The 17,615-nt window shown below is 63.7% G+C and carries 9 protein-coding genes and 1 pseudogene; all 10 read right to left on the reverse strand.

Features of this window, described 5'->3' with window-relative positions:
- Positions 1-6: 6 nt before the first annotated feature.
- The 10 genes and pseudogenes from mgtA to NTD88_RS06790 all read right to left on the reverse strand — a co-directional run bounded on the left by mgtA (position 7) and on the right by NTD88_RS06790 (position 17,570).
- The gene (gene mgtA, locus NTD88_RS06750) at positions 7-2,721 is read right to left on the reverse strand and encodes a magnesium-translocating P-type ATPase (protein ID WP_262156205.1); all 2,715 of its coding nucleotides are present in this window, start codon (positions 2,719-2,721) and stop codon (positions 7-9) included.
- Between the two features lie 221 nt (positions 2,722-2,942).
- Positions 2,943-3,647, reverse strand: a complete 705-nt coding sequence (locus NTD88_RS06755) for an MgtC/SapB family protein (RefSeq protein ID WP_110972361.1) — start codon at positions 3,645-3,647, stop codon at positions 2,943-2,945.
- Between the two features lie 402 nt (positions 3,648-4,049).
- The gene (locus NTD88_RS06760; RefSeq protein ID WP_410017263.1) at positions 4,050-5,666 is read right to left on the reverse strand and encodes a mechanosensitive ion channel family protein; all 1,617 of its coding nucleotides are present in this window, start codon (positions 5,664-5,666) and stop codon (positions 4,050-4,052) included.
- A gap of 209 nt (positions 5,667-5,875) precedes the next feature.
- The gene (locus NTD88_RS06765; protein WP_262156206.1) at positions 5,876-10,831 is read right to left on the reverse strand and encodes an RHS repeat domain-containing protein; all 4,956 of its coding nucleotides are present in this window, start codon (positions 10,829-10,831) and stop codon (positions 5,876-5,878) included.
- Positions 10,832-10,956: 125 nt separating this feature from the next.
- Positions 10,957-12,096, reverse strand: a complete 1,140-nt coding sequence (locus NTD88_RS06770) for a hypothetical protein (RefSeq protein ID WP_262127817.1) — start codon at positions 12,094-12,096, stop codon at positions 10,957-10,959.
- 60 nt (positions 12,097-12,156) lie between these two features.
- Complete coding sequence (locus NTD88_RS06775) at positions 12,157-13,299, reverse strand: hypothetical protein (protein WP_095153449.1); 1,143 nt, start codon at positions 13,297-13,299, stop codon at positions 12,157-12,159.
- A 139-nt stretch (positions 13,300-13,438) separates the two neighbouring features.
- Positions 13,439-15,181, reverse strand: coding sequence for an amidohydrolase (locus NTD88_RS06780; protein ID WP_262156207.1), 1,743 nt, complete (start codon positions 15,179-15,181; stop codon positions 13,439-13,441).
- A 98-nt stretch (positions 15,182-15,279) separates the two neighbouring features.
- Entirely contained in the window at positions 15,280-16,116 is an 837-nt protein-coding gene (locus tag NTD88_RS29125) for a methyl-accepting chemotaxis protein (RefSeq protein ID WP_410017266.1), read from the reverse strand.
- A gap of 27 nt (positions 16,117-16,143) precedes the next feature.
- Positions 16,144-17,001: pseudogene (locus NTD88_RS29130) on the reverse strand (cache domain-containing protein); the annotation flags it as partial.
- Positions 17,001-17,570 carry a DUF3237 domain-containing protein gene (locus tag NTD88_RS06790; protein ID WP_262156209.1) on the reverse strand — a complete coding sequence of 190 codons (570 nt, stop codon included), beginning with the start codon at positions 17,568-17,570 and terminating at the stop codon, positions 17,001-17,003. The pseudogene NTD88_RS29130 and the gene NTD88_RS06790, both read right to left, overlap by 1 nt.
- Positions 17,571-17,615 lie beyond the last annotated feature (45 nt).

Below are 17,615 nucleotides of genomic sequence, written 5' to 3' on the forward strand. Positions count from 1 at the left end.
AACGGCTTATTGCCAGCCATAGCGGCGGGTGAACCAGCCTTTCATCGCCTGCACCACGCCGACGTACCCCAGCAGAATCGCCAGCAGGAACGGGAAGTAGCTCAACGGCAGCGCCTGCAGCTTGAAGTAGCTCGCCAGCGGCGACATCGGCAGCAGCACGCCGACAGCGACGATCAGCAGCGTCATGGCCAGCAACGGCCAGCCCGCGCGGCTGTGCACGAACGGCAGCTTGCGGGTGCGGATCAGATGCACCACCAGCGTCTGCGACAGCAACCCTTCGACGAACCAGCCGGACTGGAACAGGGTCTGGTGCTCCGGCGTGTTCGCGGCGAACACGAACCACATCACGGCATAGGTGAGGATGTCGAAGATCGAACTGAGCGGTCCGAAGAACAGCATGAACCGCCCGATGTCCTCGGCCTGCCAGCGCTGCGGCCGGGTCAGTTGCTCGGCATCGACGTTGTCGAAAGGGATCGCGGTCTGCGACAGGTCGTAGAGCAGGTTCTGCACCAGCAGGTGCAGCGGCAGCATCGGCAGGAAGGGCAGGAACGCGCTGGCCACCAGCACGCTGAAGACGTTACCGAAGTTGGAACTGGCGGTCATCTTGATGTACTTGAGCATGTTGGCGAAGGTCTTGCGGCCTTCGACCACGCCTTCTTCCAGGACCATCAGGCTTTTTTCCAGGAGGATGATGTCCGCGGCCTCCTTGGCGATGTCCACCGCCGAATCCACCGAAATGCCGACGTCCGCCGCGCGCAGCGCCGGGGCGTCGTTGATGCCGTCGCCCATGAAACCGACCACATGACCGCGCTGGCGCAGCAGGCGGACGATGCGTTCCTTGTGCGCCGGGGTGAGGCGGGCGAACAGGTTGCCTTCGGCGGCACGGTCGCTGAGCTGGCGATCGTTGAGGGCATCGATTTCGCTGCCCAGCAACAGGCCGACGACCGGCAGGCCGACTTCACGGCAGACGCGTTGGCTGACGCGCTCGTTGTCACCCGTCAGCACTTTCACCGCCACGCCCTGTTCGGCCAGAACCCGCAGCGCGGCGGCCGTGGTTTCCTTGGGCGGGTCGAGGAAGGCGATGTAGCCGGTGAGCAGCAGATCGCTTTCGTCGGCGACTCGATACTGCTCGCGCCCGCCCGGCAGTGGCTTGACCGCCACCGCGACCACGCGCAGGCCTTCGTCATTGAGCAGGGCGGTGTGTTCACGGATGCGTGCCAGCAGTTGCGGGTCCAGCGGACGTTCCTCGTCGCCCAGGCGCACCCGCGTGCACACCGCCAGCACTTCCTCCAGCGCGCCCTTGCACACCAGCCGATGGCCATTGCCGTCGTGCCCGACCACCACCGACATGCGCCGGCGCTGGAAGTCGAAGGGGATCTCGTCGACCTTGCTGAAGGCGCTGCCCAGGCGGGCCTGCCGCTGCGGGCCGGCATGTTCCAGCACGGCGACGTCCAGCAGGTTTTTCAGCCCGGTCTGGTGATGGCTGTTCAGCCAGGCATCGTCCAGCACCGCCTCGCAGGGCACGCCGAACACATCGGTGTGGCGCTCGAGGACGATGCGGTCCTGGGTCAGGGTGCCGGTCTTGTCGGTGCACAGCACGTCCATGGCGCCGAAGTTCTGGATGGCGTCCAGGCGCTTGACGATGACTTTCTTGCGCGAGAGCGCCACGGCGCCCTTGGCCAAGGTCGAGGTGACGATCATCGGCAGCATTTCCGGGGTCAGGCCGACGGCGATGGACAGCGCGAACAGCGAGGCCTCCAGCCAGTCGCCCTTGGTGAAACCGTTGATCAGCAGCACTAGCGGGGTCATGACCAGCATGAAGCGGATCAGCAACCAACTGACCTTGTTGACGCCCTGCTGGAAGGCGGTGGGCTCGCGGTCGCTGCTCAACACCCGCTCGGCGAGGTTGCCGAAGTAAGTGTGCTGGCCGGTGCCGACCACCAGGGCGCGGGCGCTGCCGCTGACCACGTTGGTGCCCATGAAGCACAGGTTGTCGCATTCCAGCGGGCTGCCGACGGCGCGCCGGGCATGGGCGAATTTCTCGACCGGCAGTGATTCGCCGGTGATCGCCGCCTGGCTGATAAACAGATCCTTGGCTTCGAGCACCCGCAGGTCGGCGGGGATCATGTCGCCCGCCGACAGCAGCACCAGATCACCGGGGACCAGATCGCGAAACGGTACTTCCACCGCACCGCGCCGATCGACAGCCGGGTCGCCGCTGCGCAGCACGCTGGCGGTGTTGCTGACCAACGCCTTGAGACGCTCGGCGGCGCGGTTGGAGCGGGCTTCCTGGAAAAAGCGCAGCAGCGTCGAGACCAGCACCATACTGCCGATCACCAGTGCGGCGGTGAGGTCTTCGGTGAGCCAGGACACCAGGGCCAGCAGGCTGAGCAGCAGGTTGAACGGGTTGCGGTAGCACCACCACAGGTGCAGCAACTGCGGGACTGGTTTTTCCTGGTTGACCACGTTGGCCCCGACCCGGTCGCGCACGGTTTCGGCGCGGCTCGCGTCGAGGCCTTCGGCGCCGGTGCCGAAGCGCTGGTAGAGGGCACCGGCTTCAAGGCCGGCGACGGTGGACAGTTGCCGAATGAATTCGACCGGCAGGTTGCCGCGGGCGCTGCCGTTACGCAGCAGTTCCAGCATTGCCTGGCGGCGGAAATGCCGGCTCAGGCCGTGGTCGAAGAACGCCAGCAGGCGCCGGCCGAAACGTTTGAACAGCATGATGCACTCCTGGGCGGTCGCAAGGACGCGACCACCGGATGGTGTTGTGCAGCACGGCAATTGCCGCCGCTGCCGGTCAGGCCGGGCAGCGGCGCGAGAAAACGCGTCAGCCGCCGCCCGGCCCGGGTCTGGGTGACACGGGACTGGGGTCTGGATTCATGACTGGGCTCCGGAAGCTCCTGTTTGGGGTGGATGAGTTTGGGGTGGAGGGGGTGGCCGGGTCACTCGCCGGCCAGGTCGAACACTTGCCAGCGCACCGAGCTGACGCCTTTTTCCAGGCTGATGCGGCTGACCAAGCGCTCAAGCTGGCTGGTGGCGCCGTGATTGCCGAGCAGTTCGGCGCGCACTTCCAGCTTGGCCGGGTTGGCCTGGTCTTCGCTGTGCAGCGATTGCAGGCGCAGGGCAACGCCGTCGAGGCTGTGCAGCATCAGGCTGCGCACCTGGATTTCGTCCTCGGCGCGGCAGACGATTTCCACGCCGTAGCGCTGTTCGACTTCGCTGGCGGGGACCACGTCCTGCTGGTTCAGGCGCTGGGCGATGTCGCGCAGCAGGATGTTGGCGCAGAGCACCACCAGGCAGCCAATCACCGCTTCAAGCAACAGGCCCATGCTGCACAGCACGCCGATGGCGGCGGTGCACCAGAGCGTGGCGGCGGTGTTCAGGCCACGGACGTTGAGGCCGTCGCGCATGATCACGCCGCCCCCGAGAAAGCCGATGCCGGAAACCACATAGGCGGCAATGCGTGACGCGTCGCCGCCCAGGCCCGGTACGGCCTGGGTCATCAGCACGAACAGGCAGGCGCCGGTGCTGACCAGTGCGTTGGTGCGCAGGCCGGTGAGGCGCTGGCGCAGTTGACGTTCGGCGCCGATCAGGGCACCGAGGATGAGCGCTGCGGCGGCGCGCAGCAGAAAGACTTTCCAATCCATGATTCACCTCGTTTTTCCGGCCGCAGCCGGCGGGTGCGCCAGACGAAACTGGCACGCTATTCGGGGTTATGGATTGCGCGGTCGCAAGGCTCCCAAGGCCGCGCGTAACAGCCGCGCCGCGGAGGAAAACTGCAAGGGAAAATGGGGAGTCGTCATCCCGTCAGGGATGCGAATCGCCACTGTCCGCTGTAATCAGCGAGACAGTGGCAGGGGAGTGCTGCCGGACATGCTCGCTGTTCAGACCTGTCGCAATCGACTGGGGCTACTGTCCAAGGCAGGACTCCTGTGTGGGAAGAAAACGGAGCGGAAAGTACGCCCTCCGATGAGCTCAGTCAAGGCCCGGTTGTGCCGGGCGTCAAGGCCGTTTGCGGCGCGTTCAGCGAAGCGACAGAAAACCCTTCATTACTGCTGTTGTGGCGGCTCGGGTTCGTGCGCCGGCGCCGCGTACCAGCGCTCCTTCGGCACCCGTTTTTCGTGGTTCGGATCGCTCATGTAGTGAGGCGACATCATCTGCACGCCGTACTCGTTGAACACATCCTGGATATTGGCGTGCAGCACGCTCAGCAACTCCGCCCGCGGTCGCGGCTCGCTGGGCACGGCCTGGGCCACCAGACGGTATTCCGGGTAGAAATCCGAGAGGGCGATCTGGAACACCTGCGGACGCGGGGTATCCAGCACACCGGGTGTGCGCCGCGCAGCTTCCAGCAGGATCGCCTCGACCTGGCGCCAGGGCGTGTCGTAGCCGATGGTGGCGGTGGCGTCGACCACATAGCCGGCGCCCTGGACCACCCGCGAGTAGTTCTTGGTCACCGCGCCGGTGATCATCGAGTTGGGGATGGTCAGCACTTCGCCGAGCCCGGTGCGGATGCTGGTGGTGAACATGCCCAACTCGGTGACCGTGCCTTCGTGCTCGCCGATGCGCACGAATTCGCCGGGGCGCAGGGTGCGGGTGTAGGTCAGGATCAGCCCGGCTGCGGCCTGGCCCACCACGCTGGTGGCGCCGAGGGAAATCATCAGGCCGATCAGCACCGACAGGCCCTTGAACGCCTCGGTGCCGGAGCCGGGCAGATAGGGATAGGCCATGGCCAGGGCGAACAGCCAGATCGCCAGCGAGGTGAGGCGGGTGGTGGGCGGCAGGGTTTCGTCGTTGAGCCAGTTGATGTTGCCGGGTCGTGCCAGGCGCGCCAACAGGCGTTTGCTGAAGGCGCTGATGCCGCGGGCGATGAAGAAGATCAGCAGCGCGATCACCAGCCCGGGAATGGCGCTGGCGATAGCCTCCAGCAGATACCCCGCCAGGTTCAGCAGGTACTGGTTGAGGCTTTCGCCCCAGGGCCGGGTGTAGGGGAAGCGCTGCAGCACGAAGCTCAGCCACTCGTAGCCGACCAGCAACGCCAGCAGCCAGTAGACCAGGTCGACCAACCGGCGCGAGGCGAGCAGCAAGTTGCTGGTGTCGAGCAACTGGGTCTGGCCGATGCGTAACACGCCGGTGTGTTTACGCACGCTGATGGGCAGCCAGCCCAACAGCCGCGCACGGCCCCAGCCAAACAGGCGCAGCAGGCCAAGGAACAACAGCGTCGCGGCGCTCGCGTAGCCGCCGGCCTTGAGCATGAATTGCAGGTTGCGCGCTTCGTGGTTTTCCGCGAGCACCTGGCGCAGCCTCGCGGCGGCGCCGTCGGCCAGGTCCGCTACCGAACCCTCGCTGTCGACGAGGTCGTCGGGGGTGACGATAAACGCCCGGCGTTGGCCCATCAGCACCAGGTACTGATCCTTGATGCTGTCGAGGTGGACGTGCGGGTCTTCCTGGCTGTCCATGACCTGGCGAATCACGTTTTCGGCGCGCTGGGCGCGGATTTCCGGGGTCTCGCCGAGCAGATCGGCCTGGAAGGTGATGATGGTGCGGTTGGCGATCTTCAGGGGTGCCGGTTCTGTCTGTGCGACCGTTTTTTCCTCGGCCGCGCCTGCCGGCATCGCCAGTGTCCAGAGCAGCGCCATGCTCGCCAGCCCAATCCCTTTAAACATCTTTCTCGACTCCTGCGCTGGTGATTAGCACCAGACTAGTGTCGGTCGTGGGGCTTGTCTCCCATATGTGGCGTTGTGAAGAGCATGATGCGCTAGGCGATAGCCCCTCATCGCTGGCAAGCCAGCTCCCGCAGAGTTCTTTGCCAGCCACAAGTTTGGTGGTCCACGCGATTGAACTGTGGGAGCCGGCTTGCCGGTGAGGTGCCTGGTCAAAACTCCATGGGGACGCCGTGGGGATAGAACGTCTTTATCCCGCCGCTTTCCTTGACCACGCCATTCGCCCCCCAGAGCCATTCCAACGGTTGCAAGCCGTCGGTTCTACTGAGCGTATCTATTAGCTTCGGCAATCCTTGGCCTTTGAAATATACAAGGCCATGGTGAGCTTCCACGGTTTTGTTCAGCTCGGTCGCCAACTCCTGTCCCAAGCTGAGGCCTGTTTTCGGGTTAATGTCCGCAGAACAGCACGCGATGATGTGAACGCTGTCGATATCACTCAATGAACCGCCACGAACAGAGGTCAAGTTCTTGGCTAGTTCGGGGGCGTCGACGTACCTATAGACTTTTGGTTTTACCTCGACCGCCAACTTACCGTACGTTCCGTGCGATACGATGTTCAGGCGCTTGCCCGCTCCGCGTGTGGACGTATCTTCGAACAGAGTTATGCCGCTCCTGCCGTACGGGTTCTCGTGAAGGACGTTGCTCACTTCGCCGCCTAGCACCACCAAGTGCTCGCTTTCCACCTGCACTCCACGTACCGCGCGGGCCGTGTCTTGCGCCGCCTCGCCGGCGGCCGGCAGCCAACGGCTGGCGGAGCGGGCGAGGCTGGCCGCTCCGGAGACCATGCCTGGCAAACCGAAGGCCAGCGACGCCCACCCCAGCGCAGAGGACGCGATGGGGCTGGCGGACTCCAACGCGCCGCTGGCGATGGCGGTGACATCGGCCACCAGGCCCAGACCACCGATCACGCCGACTGCGGAGGCACCGCTGGCTGCCGCGGCCAGCACGCCCTCTGTCGCCAGCAACGGCGCCGCCGCTGCACCGAAGGTCACCGCCGTGGCGACAATACCGACGACGCCCAGACCAATACCCAGCCAGGCTTGCCAACTCAGGTGGCCCGTGGGGTCGGTACGGTTGATCGGGTCGCCAACGCAATAGGCATAGGGGTTCAGGCCACCCGCGCCGAACGGGCTCAAACTGTCCGGCGCGTTGAAGCGCATCAGTACCGGATTGTAGGCGCGGTAGCCGTTGCCCAGGTGGTAAGTGCCACTGACCGGGTCCAGGCGTTCTCCGGCAAACCCCAATGAGGACTGCAGCGCACTGTCGGCTTGTCGGTGGCCGTAGGCGGTGTAGGCGCAGGCGCGGGTTTCACGGTTGTGCCGCGACAGCAGCACACTGCCCTGAGTATCGGTGCCGAGGAGGGCGGTGCCGGCGTTCGCGCCGTCACGGTGTTCTGCCACACAACTGCCACCGGCGCGGACAAAGCGGGTGGTCTGCGCGGTTTCACGGAGGGTTTCGTTGATCAGTTGGCCATTGCGGTAATACAGGTCCCGGGTATTGCCCGGCCCGGCAAGCTGGGTGATCACCTGATTCATGGCGTTGTAGCGGTAGGCGCCGTCGGTGCCGGCGCCCGTTACGCGGACCAGTCGGCCAAGGTTGTCATAGTCCAGCGTGCGGCCTGCTTCATCCTTGATCAGGCGACCGCACGCGTCATACGCAAGCTTGATGCTGGTGGGGTAGTCAGGATGGTCATGGCGGACCTCAATCAACTGGTTGGTATCGCTGGCGTCATAACGGAACGTCGCGGTGTCACTGCCTCCGGTGAACTCGGTATGGCACTGGACAATGTTGTCCAGCGCGTCGTAGCTGAAGTGCTGTTGCATGATCGGCTTGCCCCAGGGGTCGAGCGGCAAGTAGCGCGGTTCACCCGCGCATTGGTACAGGGACAGGCGATTGCGGGCGTCATAAGCGTAGGCTTCGTGGCGCGCCAACTGGCCGTCGTGCCAGGTTTCACGGGTGCTCAATTGGCCATTGCGATGGTAGGCGCGACACACCTTCCAGGTTTCGCTGGCCGATTTCAGCTCGCGACTGGACTCGCGGCTGAAGGCGTCATAGGTCATCGACAACTCCAGAACATCACCGCTCTGGTTGTCGGTCACCGTGCGACGGGCGACGCGGCCGGTGGTGTCATAACTGATATCGACATCGGCATGGTTGTTCTTCAAGCGCTGTAGTCGGCCACTATCGTCGTAAACCAGTGACTCGCTGGCGCCAGCAATATCGACGTAGGACAACGGCAGGCCGTTCGGCGTGTAGACGCGGCTGGCCGTGCGACGCGTGTTGCCGGTAGCGCTGAAGGACTCCGTGAGCAGTTGGCCCTGGGTGTTGTAATCGCTGTGGTAATCGCTTTGGTAGCCGCCGCCGGTTTCGCCGGCGTTTTGCATCCAGCCCATGGCCGGTTGGTAGTCGAAGCGCTGCTCGCAGCCGTCCGTGCTGACGCTGCGGACTGCATTGCCCAGCTCGGTGATGTAGTTGTAATGGGCGATGCTGCCGTCCGGCGCGGTGATACGTGCCGGCAATGGATCGCTGTCGTGGGCGAAGTCATATCGGTACTGACGCTCGCCGCTACGGCTGTTCTTGAGCCGGCCGAGGCCGTCGAATTGCTGGCTGCCTTGACTGACCCCGTTGACGGTGATGGCCGTAATCGCCTGCGGGCTGCTGGAGTCGTCGGCATAACGCTTGGTTACCGTGGTGCCGTCGGGCAGGTCGATACGAATCACGCGGCCCCAATCGTCGTACTGCCAGGCGGTTTGATGGTCCAGTTCGTCGCGACTGCGGATCAGCCAGCCGACGCCGTTGTATTCGTTGGCAATTACGCCATCCACGCTGCCGTCGGGGTTCAGGCGTTCGACACGGACCGCTTTGCCCTGGGCGTTGAACCAGGTTCTGCGCATCCCTTGGTTGTCGCCTTGCAGTGTCGTTTCGGCGCTGCGCGAGACGGGGTCATAGCGGCTGATCAAGTGGTAGCCGTTGCTGCGAGAAAGGGTGTGCACCATGCCCCAGCCGTCGTAGCTGCGTGTTTCGCTCGCTTGCAGCACACGCGGCGCGGCGCCGTTGAGGGTGATCGTGTCAAAGGTGGTGGATTCGACGAGCCGGCCCCTGGCGTCGTAGCGTTGTGCGGACACAGCAGTCCAGATCTGGGCGTCGGCGGCTTTCTGTTCCTGGTGAATGGTCCGGCCCAGTCCGTCGAACGTGGTTCGGGTCATGTTGCCCATGGGATCGCTGGCGACGGTCTGCGGCAAGCCACTGTCGTCGGTCTGGTAAAGGATGGTGCCCTGTGCCTCGAAGGCAGTCCCCGGGTTTTTGTGGGTTCGCACCACACGGCCGAGTCTGTCGTAGTCATACGAGGTCGTGTTGCCTTGCGCGTCAGTGGTTGACCAGAGCCGACCGCTCAGGCGCGATTGGACCCTGGTGGTCGAGTTGCGCAGGTCGTCGTGGGTGCGATAGCCGACGGATTGAATCGAACGTTCGCCGTCGTTGCTAAAGGTGAAGTCCTGGGTAGTGACGTACGCGTCTTTCCCCGCCTGCAAGCTGTCTTGAATGCGGGTGATCCGACCGAGTTCGAGCGACTGTTCGTCGCTTACGTATTCGGTGCTGCGGCTGTTGAGCAGGCGGTCATCGGCGAAGCTGTCTTCGCCGACCTGAAGTGCCGCCGATGCGGGAAGCACCGTGCGGCTGCCAGGGACGGTGGGCTTGTTGGCGTACCGATAGCGGGTGCTGCGCAGCGGCGCCGGACCGAGATCGGCGGGTGGCTGCACGGACTTGCATTTGAGCAATCTGACAAAACCATTGGGCTCGGCGGGCGCCAGCCCCTTTTCGCCCTCGGCCGGATAGTACTCCCAGCGGTTCAGGGTGCCGTCGGGGGTCAGTTGCGAAGTCGGATTGCCCTGGTCGTCGAAGTCGTTGACGGTTTCCTCGGTGCGCGATGCCTTGTCGGCATTGGTGTAGGTGACTTTGACGCTCTGGGGTAACTGAAAGATCGGCGGCTGCTGGTCGAAGCCGCTGGCTGCCTTGGCGAAGTAGCGGGTTTCGGTGTTGGTGGTGCAGCCCGCGTCCCGGGTTTCTTCCGAGACCAGCAGGTGAAAGTTGTTGTAGGTACGTTTTACTGTCTTGCCGTCCGTGGTCGCCCGGCACCAGTACGCATAGTCGGTCAGCATGCCGTAGAGATAATCCGAATCGTTGGACCAGGTGCCGCCCTGACCGGCGTATCCCAAGTAGTTGTAGGTCGAGTAGCTGTAGTCGGTGATTATCGCCGGCTGGCCAGCGTTGGCCTGTTGGGTGAAACGCATGACTGCGGGCAGCCCGCCACTGATCCGCGAGGCGTCCGGGAACCGTTGGGCATCAGGCTGGTACTGGGCACGCTGGACCATTCCCGTGGGCGCGGCAATGGTGGTGACCAGGTTGCGCCCGCCGACGTTTTCATAGGTGAAGTTCCAGGACAGCGCCGGCGTCGCACCGCCATGTTTCAACTGTTTCAGGTAGCCGTTCTGGAAGGACAGGGTGATGTCATAGGCTTCACTCGTGCCCGGCCAGACGTGCAGCGTGGTCACGCTGGTAGTCCTCCCGTCAGGGTAAGACAGCGTCAGGAATGTCTGGCCGCGCTCATCCTTAACCGAGCGCAGGCGAGGTGGTGAACGGCTGAGGTCCCAGTCCAGGTCGAGGCGGTGACCCAGGGGCGAGAACAACGTGCACGGCACCTTGAAATCACTGGCCTTATCGGGGCCGACAAGTTGCTCTACTTCGCCGTTCTTGTGTACCACCAGATAAGCGTCCGACTTTTTGCTGAAGCGCAGGCTGTCCAGTTTCTGTTGGCGCAGAGTGACGGAATTGGGCGTTTCCACGACCGAGTACTGTTCTCCACTCGACAACGAAATGCGCTTGGCCTTGCGGTCGTAACAGCTCAGGCCGAGCGTCCAGCCGATACCGAAGCCGACATCGGTATTGTTCAGCGGCGTGTAGCTCAGGCCTAGCGGCAGGGCGGGACCAAGGTTGTCGTTGCCCTGTATTTGCAGCAGCGGGATGTTGATGTTGAACAGGCCTGTGCGGGTATCGACGCCGCCGTCCACGGCCGTTGCGAAGTTGAAAGCCTGGGAATAGAAGTCGCTCATGCAAAACTCCCTGTCGATTGCGCGTGCGTTGCCGTCGCGCGGCACCGATGGCACTGCGCGAGGGGGGGTAGAAGTTCAGGTTCGGGGGAGCGGAGCGGTGCGTGGGGGCACCGCCCCTCGCAGCATCAGCCGTGGGTGTCAATGGCGCTGGTGATGGGCGGGCGGTTGCCCTCGTCGGCGGTGGTAAAGGCGCGGATGGTCAACCAGCGCACCGTGCCATAGATGTCCGTCACCTTGACCTGGTGATCCCCGGTACGGTTGAAGTTGCCGGCATCGCCGTCGATGTAGGAGTAGTTGCCGGTAATGAAACGGGTCAGTTTTATGGCGTTGTTGGCCGTCGTCACGCTAAAGGGCCGATCCACCGAACCGCTGTACCAGTAATTGCTCAGCAAATAGCTCTGGGTGTTGCCGTTGTAGGTCGTTCCGGGCAGGTGGATACGGCCACCGGCCATCCATAGGTAGCCACTTTTCGGGTTACCACACTGGAAGTTGGTGTAATACGTCCAGTTTTCGCCGCTCACCCATTCCGCGCTGTGGATGGGGAACGCCGGGGGGGCGGACCATTGGTACTCGAACAGCCAGTTCTTGGAGTCTTTGTGGTTGGAGGGCGCATCGCCGTTGACGATGGTCCGGGTCGGGAAATATTGCAGCTCTGACGGGGAAAAATTGGGCGGTTCGTGCGATGTGATCGACACCGTACTGGCTGTGATGCCGCTGGTTTTTCCCGCGCAATCCATGTTCTGGCTACCGCCATGGCCGTCAGGCACGCCTTTGATCTGTGCGGCGATGCTGATGCTGGCAAGGGTCACCTGGTAAGGACAGGTGACGTAGAACTGGAAGTAGATGGTGCCATCATCGCCAACCGTCGCGCTCAAGCTGTGCTGCTCACGGACAAACGCGGCCCCCCCGGACGGCGTGGTCAGAAACGCGTTGCGGACATCGCTGAAGCACCAGTTATTCTGCTGCCCGTTGTTCCAGGAAAACTGCGCCAGGTTTTCCCCGTTCACCAGCCACAAGGCGCTGAATATTCTCTGGAGCAGGTCCTGGTCCGGGATGATCCAGTTTCTGCGGCTGTCTACCGCACGGGTTTGCACCGTGACCCCGACCTGGTTCTTGCCGTTGCGGTACAACTGGCCCCCGGAGGTGCCCGGGTTGTCGCTGAAATGAATGGATAGCTTGTCGATTCCGGCCCAGCTATTGCTCGCCGCCGAGGCGTTCTGGTCGATGCTGGCGGCGATTTCTTCTCTTGATTGCAATGCGTGCATGGTATTCACCGTAAGTATTGGAAGGTTTGTTCAGGTCGATCATCGGGATCACAGGGGTGATCAGGACCTGCCCGGCTTTACCTTGAAATCATCGAGAAGCCCCTCGGTTTCCGGGGTGAAGTCCCCTGAGTTGCCGAACTGATCCCACACGGTGAAATACACATTGGACTTGCCGCCGCTAGCCGGCGAAGAGACGTTGACCGGCGAACCGGGGTAACCGAAGCCGCGGCCACCGCCCAGGGTCGTGTCGTACTCGGCCACGGTGAAATAGAAGGAATTGTCATCCTGGTTGACCTGAACCGGCCACCAGTGGGACGCGCTACCCGGTTGATCCTTCAGGCCGAACACCTGCTGTTGCGCTGGGCTGGATTTGCTCCAGGCATAGGCGATGTTGAATTTGCGGTAGCGCTTGAATGCTTCGCCGGGGTTCTGGTAAGCGGTGCTTTCGTCGAAGACATGCCAGTACTCGCCGACGCTGGCCGGGGCGATGTCGAAGCGGATGAACTCATGGCCTGGCTCGCGGCAGGCAAACACATGGTTGCGCGCCACGATCTTTTGCGTCTCGCTGTTGTCCGGATCCTGATAGGCCTGGAACGAGGCCAGGTCAGTGTTGAGGTCGGTGTAGCGAACCGGCGGCACGGCGGCGATGCTGAGCGTGTTCTTTGGGAAATCGTTGGGTTCGACGCCACGCGTGGTCACCGAGTAGGTACCGCCGCCGTCGGGGTTGGGCACATCGGCTTGCGCGGCGATGGCAATGGTCGCGGCATGTTCAGCCGGCGGGCACATGACGTAGAAACTGAATTGCAGCACGTCACTGTCCGCATCATCCACGGAGCCTGTGCTGAACAGGAACGTGTTCATCGAACTGCCTGTGGTGAATCCGTTGGCCGTGTCGGTGTAGCACCAGTGTGCGCCGGTGTTGCCGGCCTGGACGAACTGCAGCCGGCTGGCATCCTTGTAGTCCACCAACCCCAGGGCGCGGCGTACCAGCGCGGTGATGCCGGGGCTGTTGCTTTCGGTCAGCGGGTTGCCCTGGTCGTCTGTCGGCTTGGCCGTCAGCAGCACTCCGATCTGCTGATAGCCGTTCTTGTAGATTTTGCCGGCATTAGGGACGCCGTCGTCCGCGAATTCGATTTTGAGTTCATAGAGCTTGCTCCATGGACCAACCGATGCGGCGGCCTGTGTCCTTGCTGTTTCACTCATGGCAATTCCTTTTGCGCGATATTACTGGCGACCTCACGCCTGACTTTTGCAGTTCCATTGCAAGGTCGAGGAACAGAAGTAATAGCACATAGATATCAATGCGCCATCGCGAAACAACAATTCCCTTTCAGCCCGTTGCCTATGGTTGCCGATACACCTCCTTCCCGCCAAACCAGGTCTGCACCACCTGCGTCTCGGCCAAGGCCTGCTCGTCGACGGTAAACACATCCCGGTCCAGCACGACGAAATCCGCCTGCTTGCCTTTGACCAGCGAGCCGATCCGGTCTTCCAGGCGGATGGTTTTCGCGGCGTTCAGGGTGTAGGCGTAGAACATCACCTCGCGCGGGATGGTTTCTTCGGGGTTGAGCACGCCTTTGCTGCCGCGCCGGGTGGTCGCCTGGGCGATGGCCATCCACGGGTTGGCGGGCGATACCGGCCAGTCGCTGGCGCCGGCGATGGTGGCGCCGGCCTTGAGCAGCGAGCGGGCCGGGTACTGGAAGCGGAAGGCAAAGGCGCTGACGTAGGGCTTGACCATGTCGATGGCGTATTCGTCGCCAATCGCCCAGAGCAGTTGCATCGAGGCAATCACGTTGAGCGGTTTGAAGCGGGTGAACTCTTTGGGGTTGACCAGTTGCAGGTGGGTGATGGAGTGGGGAATCCCGCTGTCACCGGCGGCGCGGGCCTGTTCGAAGGCGTTGAGCGATTCGCGCACGGCACGGTCGCCGACGGCGTGGATATGCACCAGCCAGCCGCGTTTGTCCGCAGCAGTGACCAATTCGCCGAAGTGCTCGGGATCGAACAGCAGTTCGCCCTGTTTGTGGCTGTTGCTGTACGGCGAGATCACCGCGGCGCTCTGCGCGGGGAATTCCAGCACGCCGTCGGCGAAGATCTTGATGCCCGGCAGGGTGAGGTTGGGTACGCCCGCGAACTGCTGGCGAACCGTTTCCAGCACGTCCAGGTCGGCGGGGCGGCTTTTCGGGTTGGCCACCAGCAAGGCGGCGACGTGGGCGCTCAACTGGCCCTTGAGGCCCAGCGCCTTGTAGCCCGGCAGCACGCCGACGGTGGTTGCCGTGGGCTTGATGGCGAACACCGCCTGACCCGGCGAGGCGTTGGCCGCCGGGTCCATCCAGCCGGTGATGCCGAGGCTGTTGTTGTAGCGGACTGCGGCTTCGGCGCCTTTGAGCAGGGTGGCGTCGTCGAGTGGCGGCAGCACGGCCGAGACCCGGTCCCATCCGGCGTCCACCAGAAAGCCGCTGGGCTCGCCGTTCGGCAGCGCGCCGATAGTGTCGCGCTCGGTCGCGTCGAGGCGGGCCAGCAGCGCTTTGTCGATGCCGGCGACGGCGAGCATGCGGGCATTGACCCAGGCGGTGTGGTGGTCGCTGCCCATCAGGATGACCGGGGTCGCGGCCCATTCGCCCTGGTTGAAGAGCCGCCCCAGCGCTTCGGCCTGGGCCCAGTAGCCCGAGTTCATGCCCTGCACTTGCAAGGTGTCCGCGCCCAGGCGGGCCTGGCCGTTGTCGCGCCATTGGCGCAGGCGCTGCTCCAGTTCGGGGAGGGCGACGACTTCATCCTGCAGGTTCGCCGCCGACAGCGAGAGCCCGCCGAAAATGGCGTGGGAATGGGTGTCGATCAGGCCCGGCATGACCCGCTTGCCGGCAAGGTCGAGCACCTGGGTGTCGGCATCGGCGAGGGCGCGGATCTGCTCGTTGCTGCCGGTGGCGACGACCTTGTCGCCCTCGACCGCCATGGCCTGGACCTGGGGCAGGTAGTGGTCGGCGGTGAAGATCCGGCCGTTGACCAGGATAAGGTCGGCCGCAGCTTGGGCATGGCCGGTGAAATGGGCCAGCAATAGGGCGCAGAGGGTGGTGGAAAGTCGTTTCATTGGCGTGCTCGGTGTCGGTGTGAAAAAGGGGAGCCTCTCGCGAGCAAGCTCGCTCCTACAGGACCGCATTACCGTAGGAGCGAGCTTGCTCGCGATACTCAGTGCTCGATCCTGAAGCGGTTCAAGGTAAGTTTCAGATCACTGGAACCGGCATGCAGGCGGTCGCTCAGTTCGCGGGTGCGCTGGGCGAACTCGGCCGCTTGCTTGGCCTGTTCGGCAGCGCTGGACAGGTTGCGGTTGATGTCTTCGACGGCCAGTGACTGTTGCAATGTCGCCTCGGCCACGCTGCTGCCCTGCAGGACGATGGCCCGCAACGACTCGACGATGGCGCGCAAGCGCTCGCCGGCCAGGCTGGCCTGGGTGACGGTGTGCCCGGACAGGGCGCGGGTCTGGCTGATCATCGCCACGGCGTTGCCGCTGCTGACGCTCAGTTCGCCGATCATCCCTTGGATTTCCGTGGTGGCGTCCTGGGTGCGCTGCGCCAACAGGCGCACTTCATCGGCCACCACGGCGAAGCCGCGGCCCTGTTCGCCAGCCCGTGCCGCCTCGATGGCGGCATTGAGGGCGAGCAGGTTGGTCTGCTCGGCAATCGCCCGGACGATGGCCAGCACCGAGCTGATCCGCTCGCTCTGTTGCGCCACGGAATTGATGGTCTCGACGCCGCTGTTGATCAGGGTCGACAGCCCGTCGATTTCACGCAGGGTCAGTTCGACGTTCTTCAGCCCGTCCAGCGCCTGGGATTCGGCGTCGGACGCTTCTTTCGCCGACGCCTGCGCGTGGCTGGCGACGTCCTGGATGCTGTAGGTCACTTCATTGAGCGCGGTGGCGACCAGCGTCACTTGTTGGGCTTGCAGCGCGCTCTGTTGCCGGGCTGACGTTGCGTTGTCGTGGATGGTCTGCGCGGCTTCGTCGGTCGCCGTCGCGGCGATGCGCATGTCACCGATGATGCCGCGCAGGGTCGCGGTGAAGCTGTTGAAGTCCCGCGCCAGCCCGGACAGTTCGTCGCGGCCGTCAGTCGCCAGTTGGCGGGTCAGGTCGCCATTGCCCCGGGCGATTTCGGCCATGGCCTGCACGGTGTTTTTCAACGGCCGGGCGATGCCTCGGGAAATCAGCGCGGTCACCAGCACCAGCAGCGCCGACAAGGCCAGGCCAATGGCGCCGATGCGCAGCACTTCGTAGTGGAATCGGGCCTGGATGTCGTCGATGTACACGCCGCTGCCGAGAATCCAGCCCCAGGGCTTGAACAGCTCGACATAGGAGATCTTGTCCGCCGCACCGGCGCCGCCGGGTTTCGGCCAACTGTATTCGACGATGCCTTTGCCGGCGCCCTGGGCGATCTTCAGCATCTCGCCGTTGATCGCCAGGCCGTTGGCATCTTTCAGGCCGCTGACGTCCCGGCCTTCGAGTGCCGGGCTCAGCGGGTGCAGAAGCATCCGCTGGTCGAGGCTCTGGATGAAGAAGTACTCGGTGCTGTCATAGCGCAGTCCGCGGATCATTTCCCGGGCCTGCTGTTGCGCGTCTTCTTCGCTCAGCGCCCCTTGCTGCTGCAGGCTGTGGAAGCGCTGGAGGATGCCGGCGGTGTTCTCCACGGCGGTCTGGATCTGGTAGATCTTGGCCCCGTACAAACCGGAGCGGATCTGCAGCAGGACCAGCGCCATGAGCACGGCGATGGTCAGCATGGCGACCAGCAGGATCAGCCACAGGCGTCTTTCGATTGCGATGTTTCTCAGGCTCAGCATGGTGCGCCTCGCGGTACGACTGCCCAACGGAAAAAAAACGGGCGCACGCCAGGGAGCGGAGTGCGTGCGCCCTGGCAGCATCAGACGCCGCCAACCTTGTAGACGCTGATCAGCACCTCATGCTCGCTGATGCCGTCGATGGTGCCGACGAACACATAGTCGTTGAGCCAGGCATTGGCGCCGGGCTGGGTCTTGAAGCGCGGTGTGGTGCGGCAATAGAAATCGCTTTCCTGCATGTCGCGCAGTTCCAGGCCCTTGGCTTTCTTGGCCAGACCGGATTCGTTGAGGCGCCATATACCGGGGTTGTCGATGATGATGAGTTGGCCGTCGTCGGTCTTCAGGCGGTACAGCGCATTGATCAGGGTGACGCCGTCGTCGCGGGTCACCGACATGTCGGCGCCGCCCGGAACGACGGTGCCCTTGACGCCCTTGCCGGTGAAGCTGCCGCCGATGATCGGGTAGTTGATGCGCATGCCGTCCGGGCCCTTGCCCATGTCTTCGCGCGGGCCGAGCTGGACGCTGATCTGCATGACCAGTTGGTTGTCCAGGCGCTTGGGGATTTTTTCCTTGAGTTCCAGCGCCTGGGCCGGTGACAGGCAGATCGCGGCGAGAAACAGGCACAGCAGGCGCAGTGTGTTGAGTGCTTTCATAAGGTCAGCTCGTGGCAATAAGGGGGTGGACCACCCGCGTCCGAC

Source organism: Pseudomonas sp. 20P_3.2_Bac5, assembly GCF_025466035.1.
Taxonomy (GTDB): domain Bacteria; phylum Pseudomonadota; class Gammaproteobacteria; order Pseudomonadales; family Pseudomonadaceae; genus Aquipseudomonas.

Bases quoted from the DNA above. Each gene is read 5' to 3' on its own strand.
- NTD88_RS06765 (WP_262156206.1), bottom strand. From the start codon at position 10,831: ATGAGCGACTTCTATTCCCAGGCTTTCAACTTCGCAACGGCCGTGGAC.
- NTD88_RS06760 (WP_410017263.1), bottom strand. From the start codon at position 5,666: ATGTTTAAAGGGATTGGGCTGGCGAGCATGGCGCTGCTCTGGACACTG.
- mgtA (WP_262156205.1), bottom strand. From the start codon at position 2,721: ATGCTGTTCAAACGTTTCGGCCGGCGCCTGCTGGCGTTCTTCGACCAC.
- NTD88_RS06780 (WP_262156207.1), bottom strand. From the start codon at position 15,181: ATGAAACGACTTTCCACCACCCTCTGCGCCCTATTGCTGGCCCATTTC.
- NTD88_RS29125 (WP_410017266.1), bottom strand. From the start codon at position 16,116: ATGCGCATCGCCGCGACGGCGACCGACGAAGCCGCGCAGACCATCCAC.
- NTD88_RS06755 (WP_110972361.1), bottom strand. From the start codon at position 3,647: ATGGATTGGAAAGTCTTTCTGCTGCGCGCCGCCGCAGCGCTCATCCTC.
- NTD88_RS06770 (WP_262127817.1), bottom strand. From the start codon at position 12,096: ATGCACGCATTGCAATCAAGAGAAGAAATCGCCGCCAGCATCGACCAG.
- NTD88_RS06775 (WP_095153449.1), bottom strand. From the start codon at position 13,299: ATGAGTGAAACAGCAAGGACACAGGCCGCCGCATCGGTTGGTCCATGG.
- NTD88_RS06790 (WP_262156209.1), bottom strand. From the start codon at position 17,570: ATGAAAGCACTCAACACACTGCGCCTGCTGTGCCTGTTTCTCGCCGCG.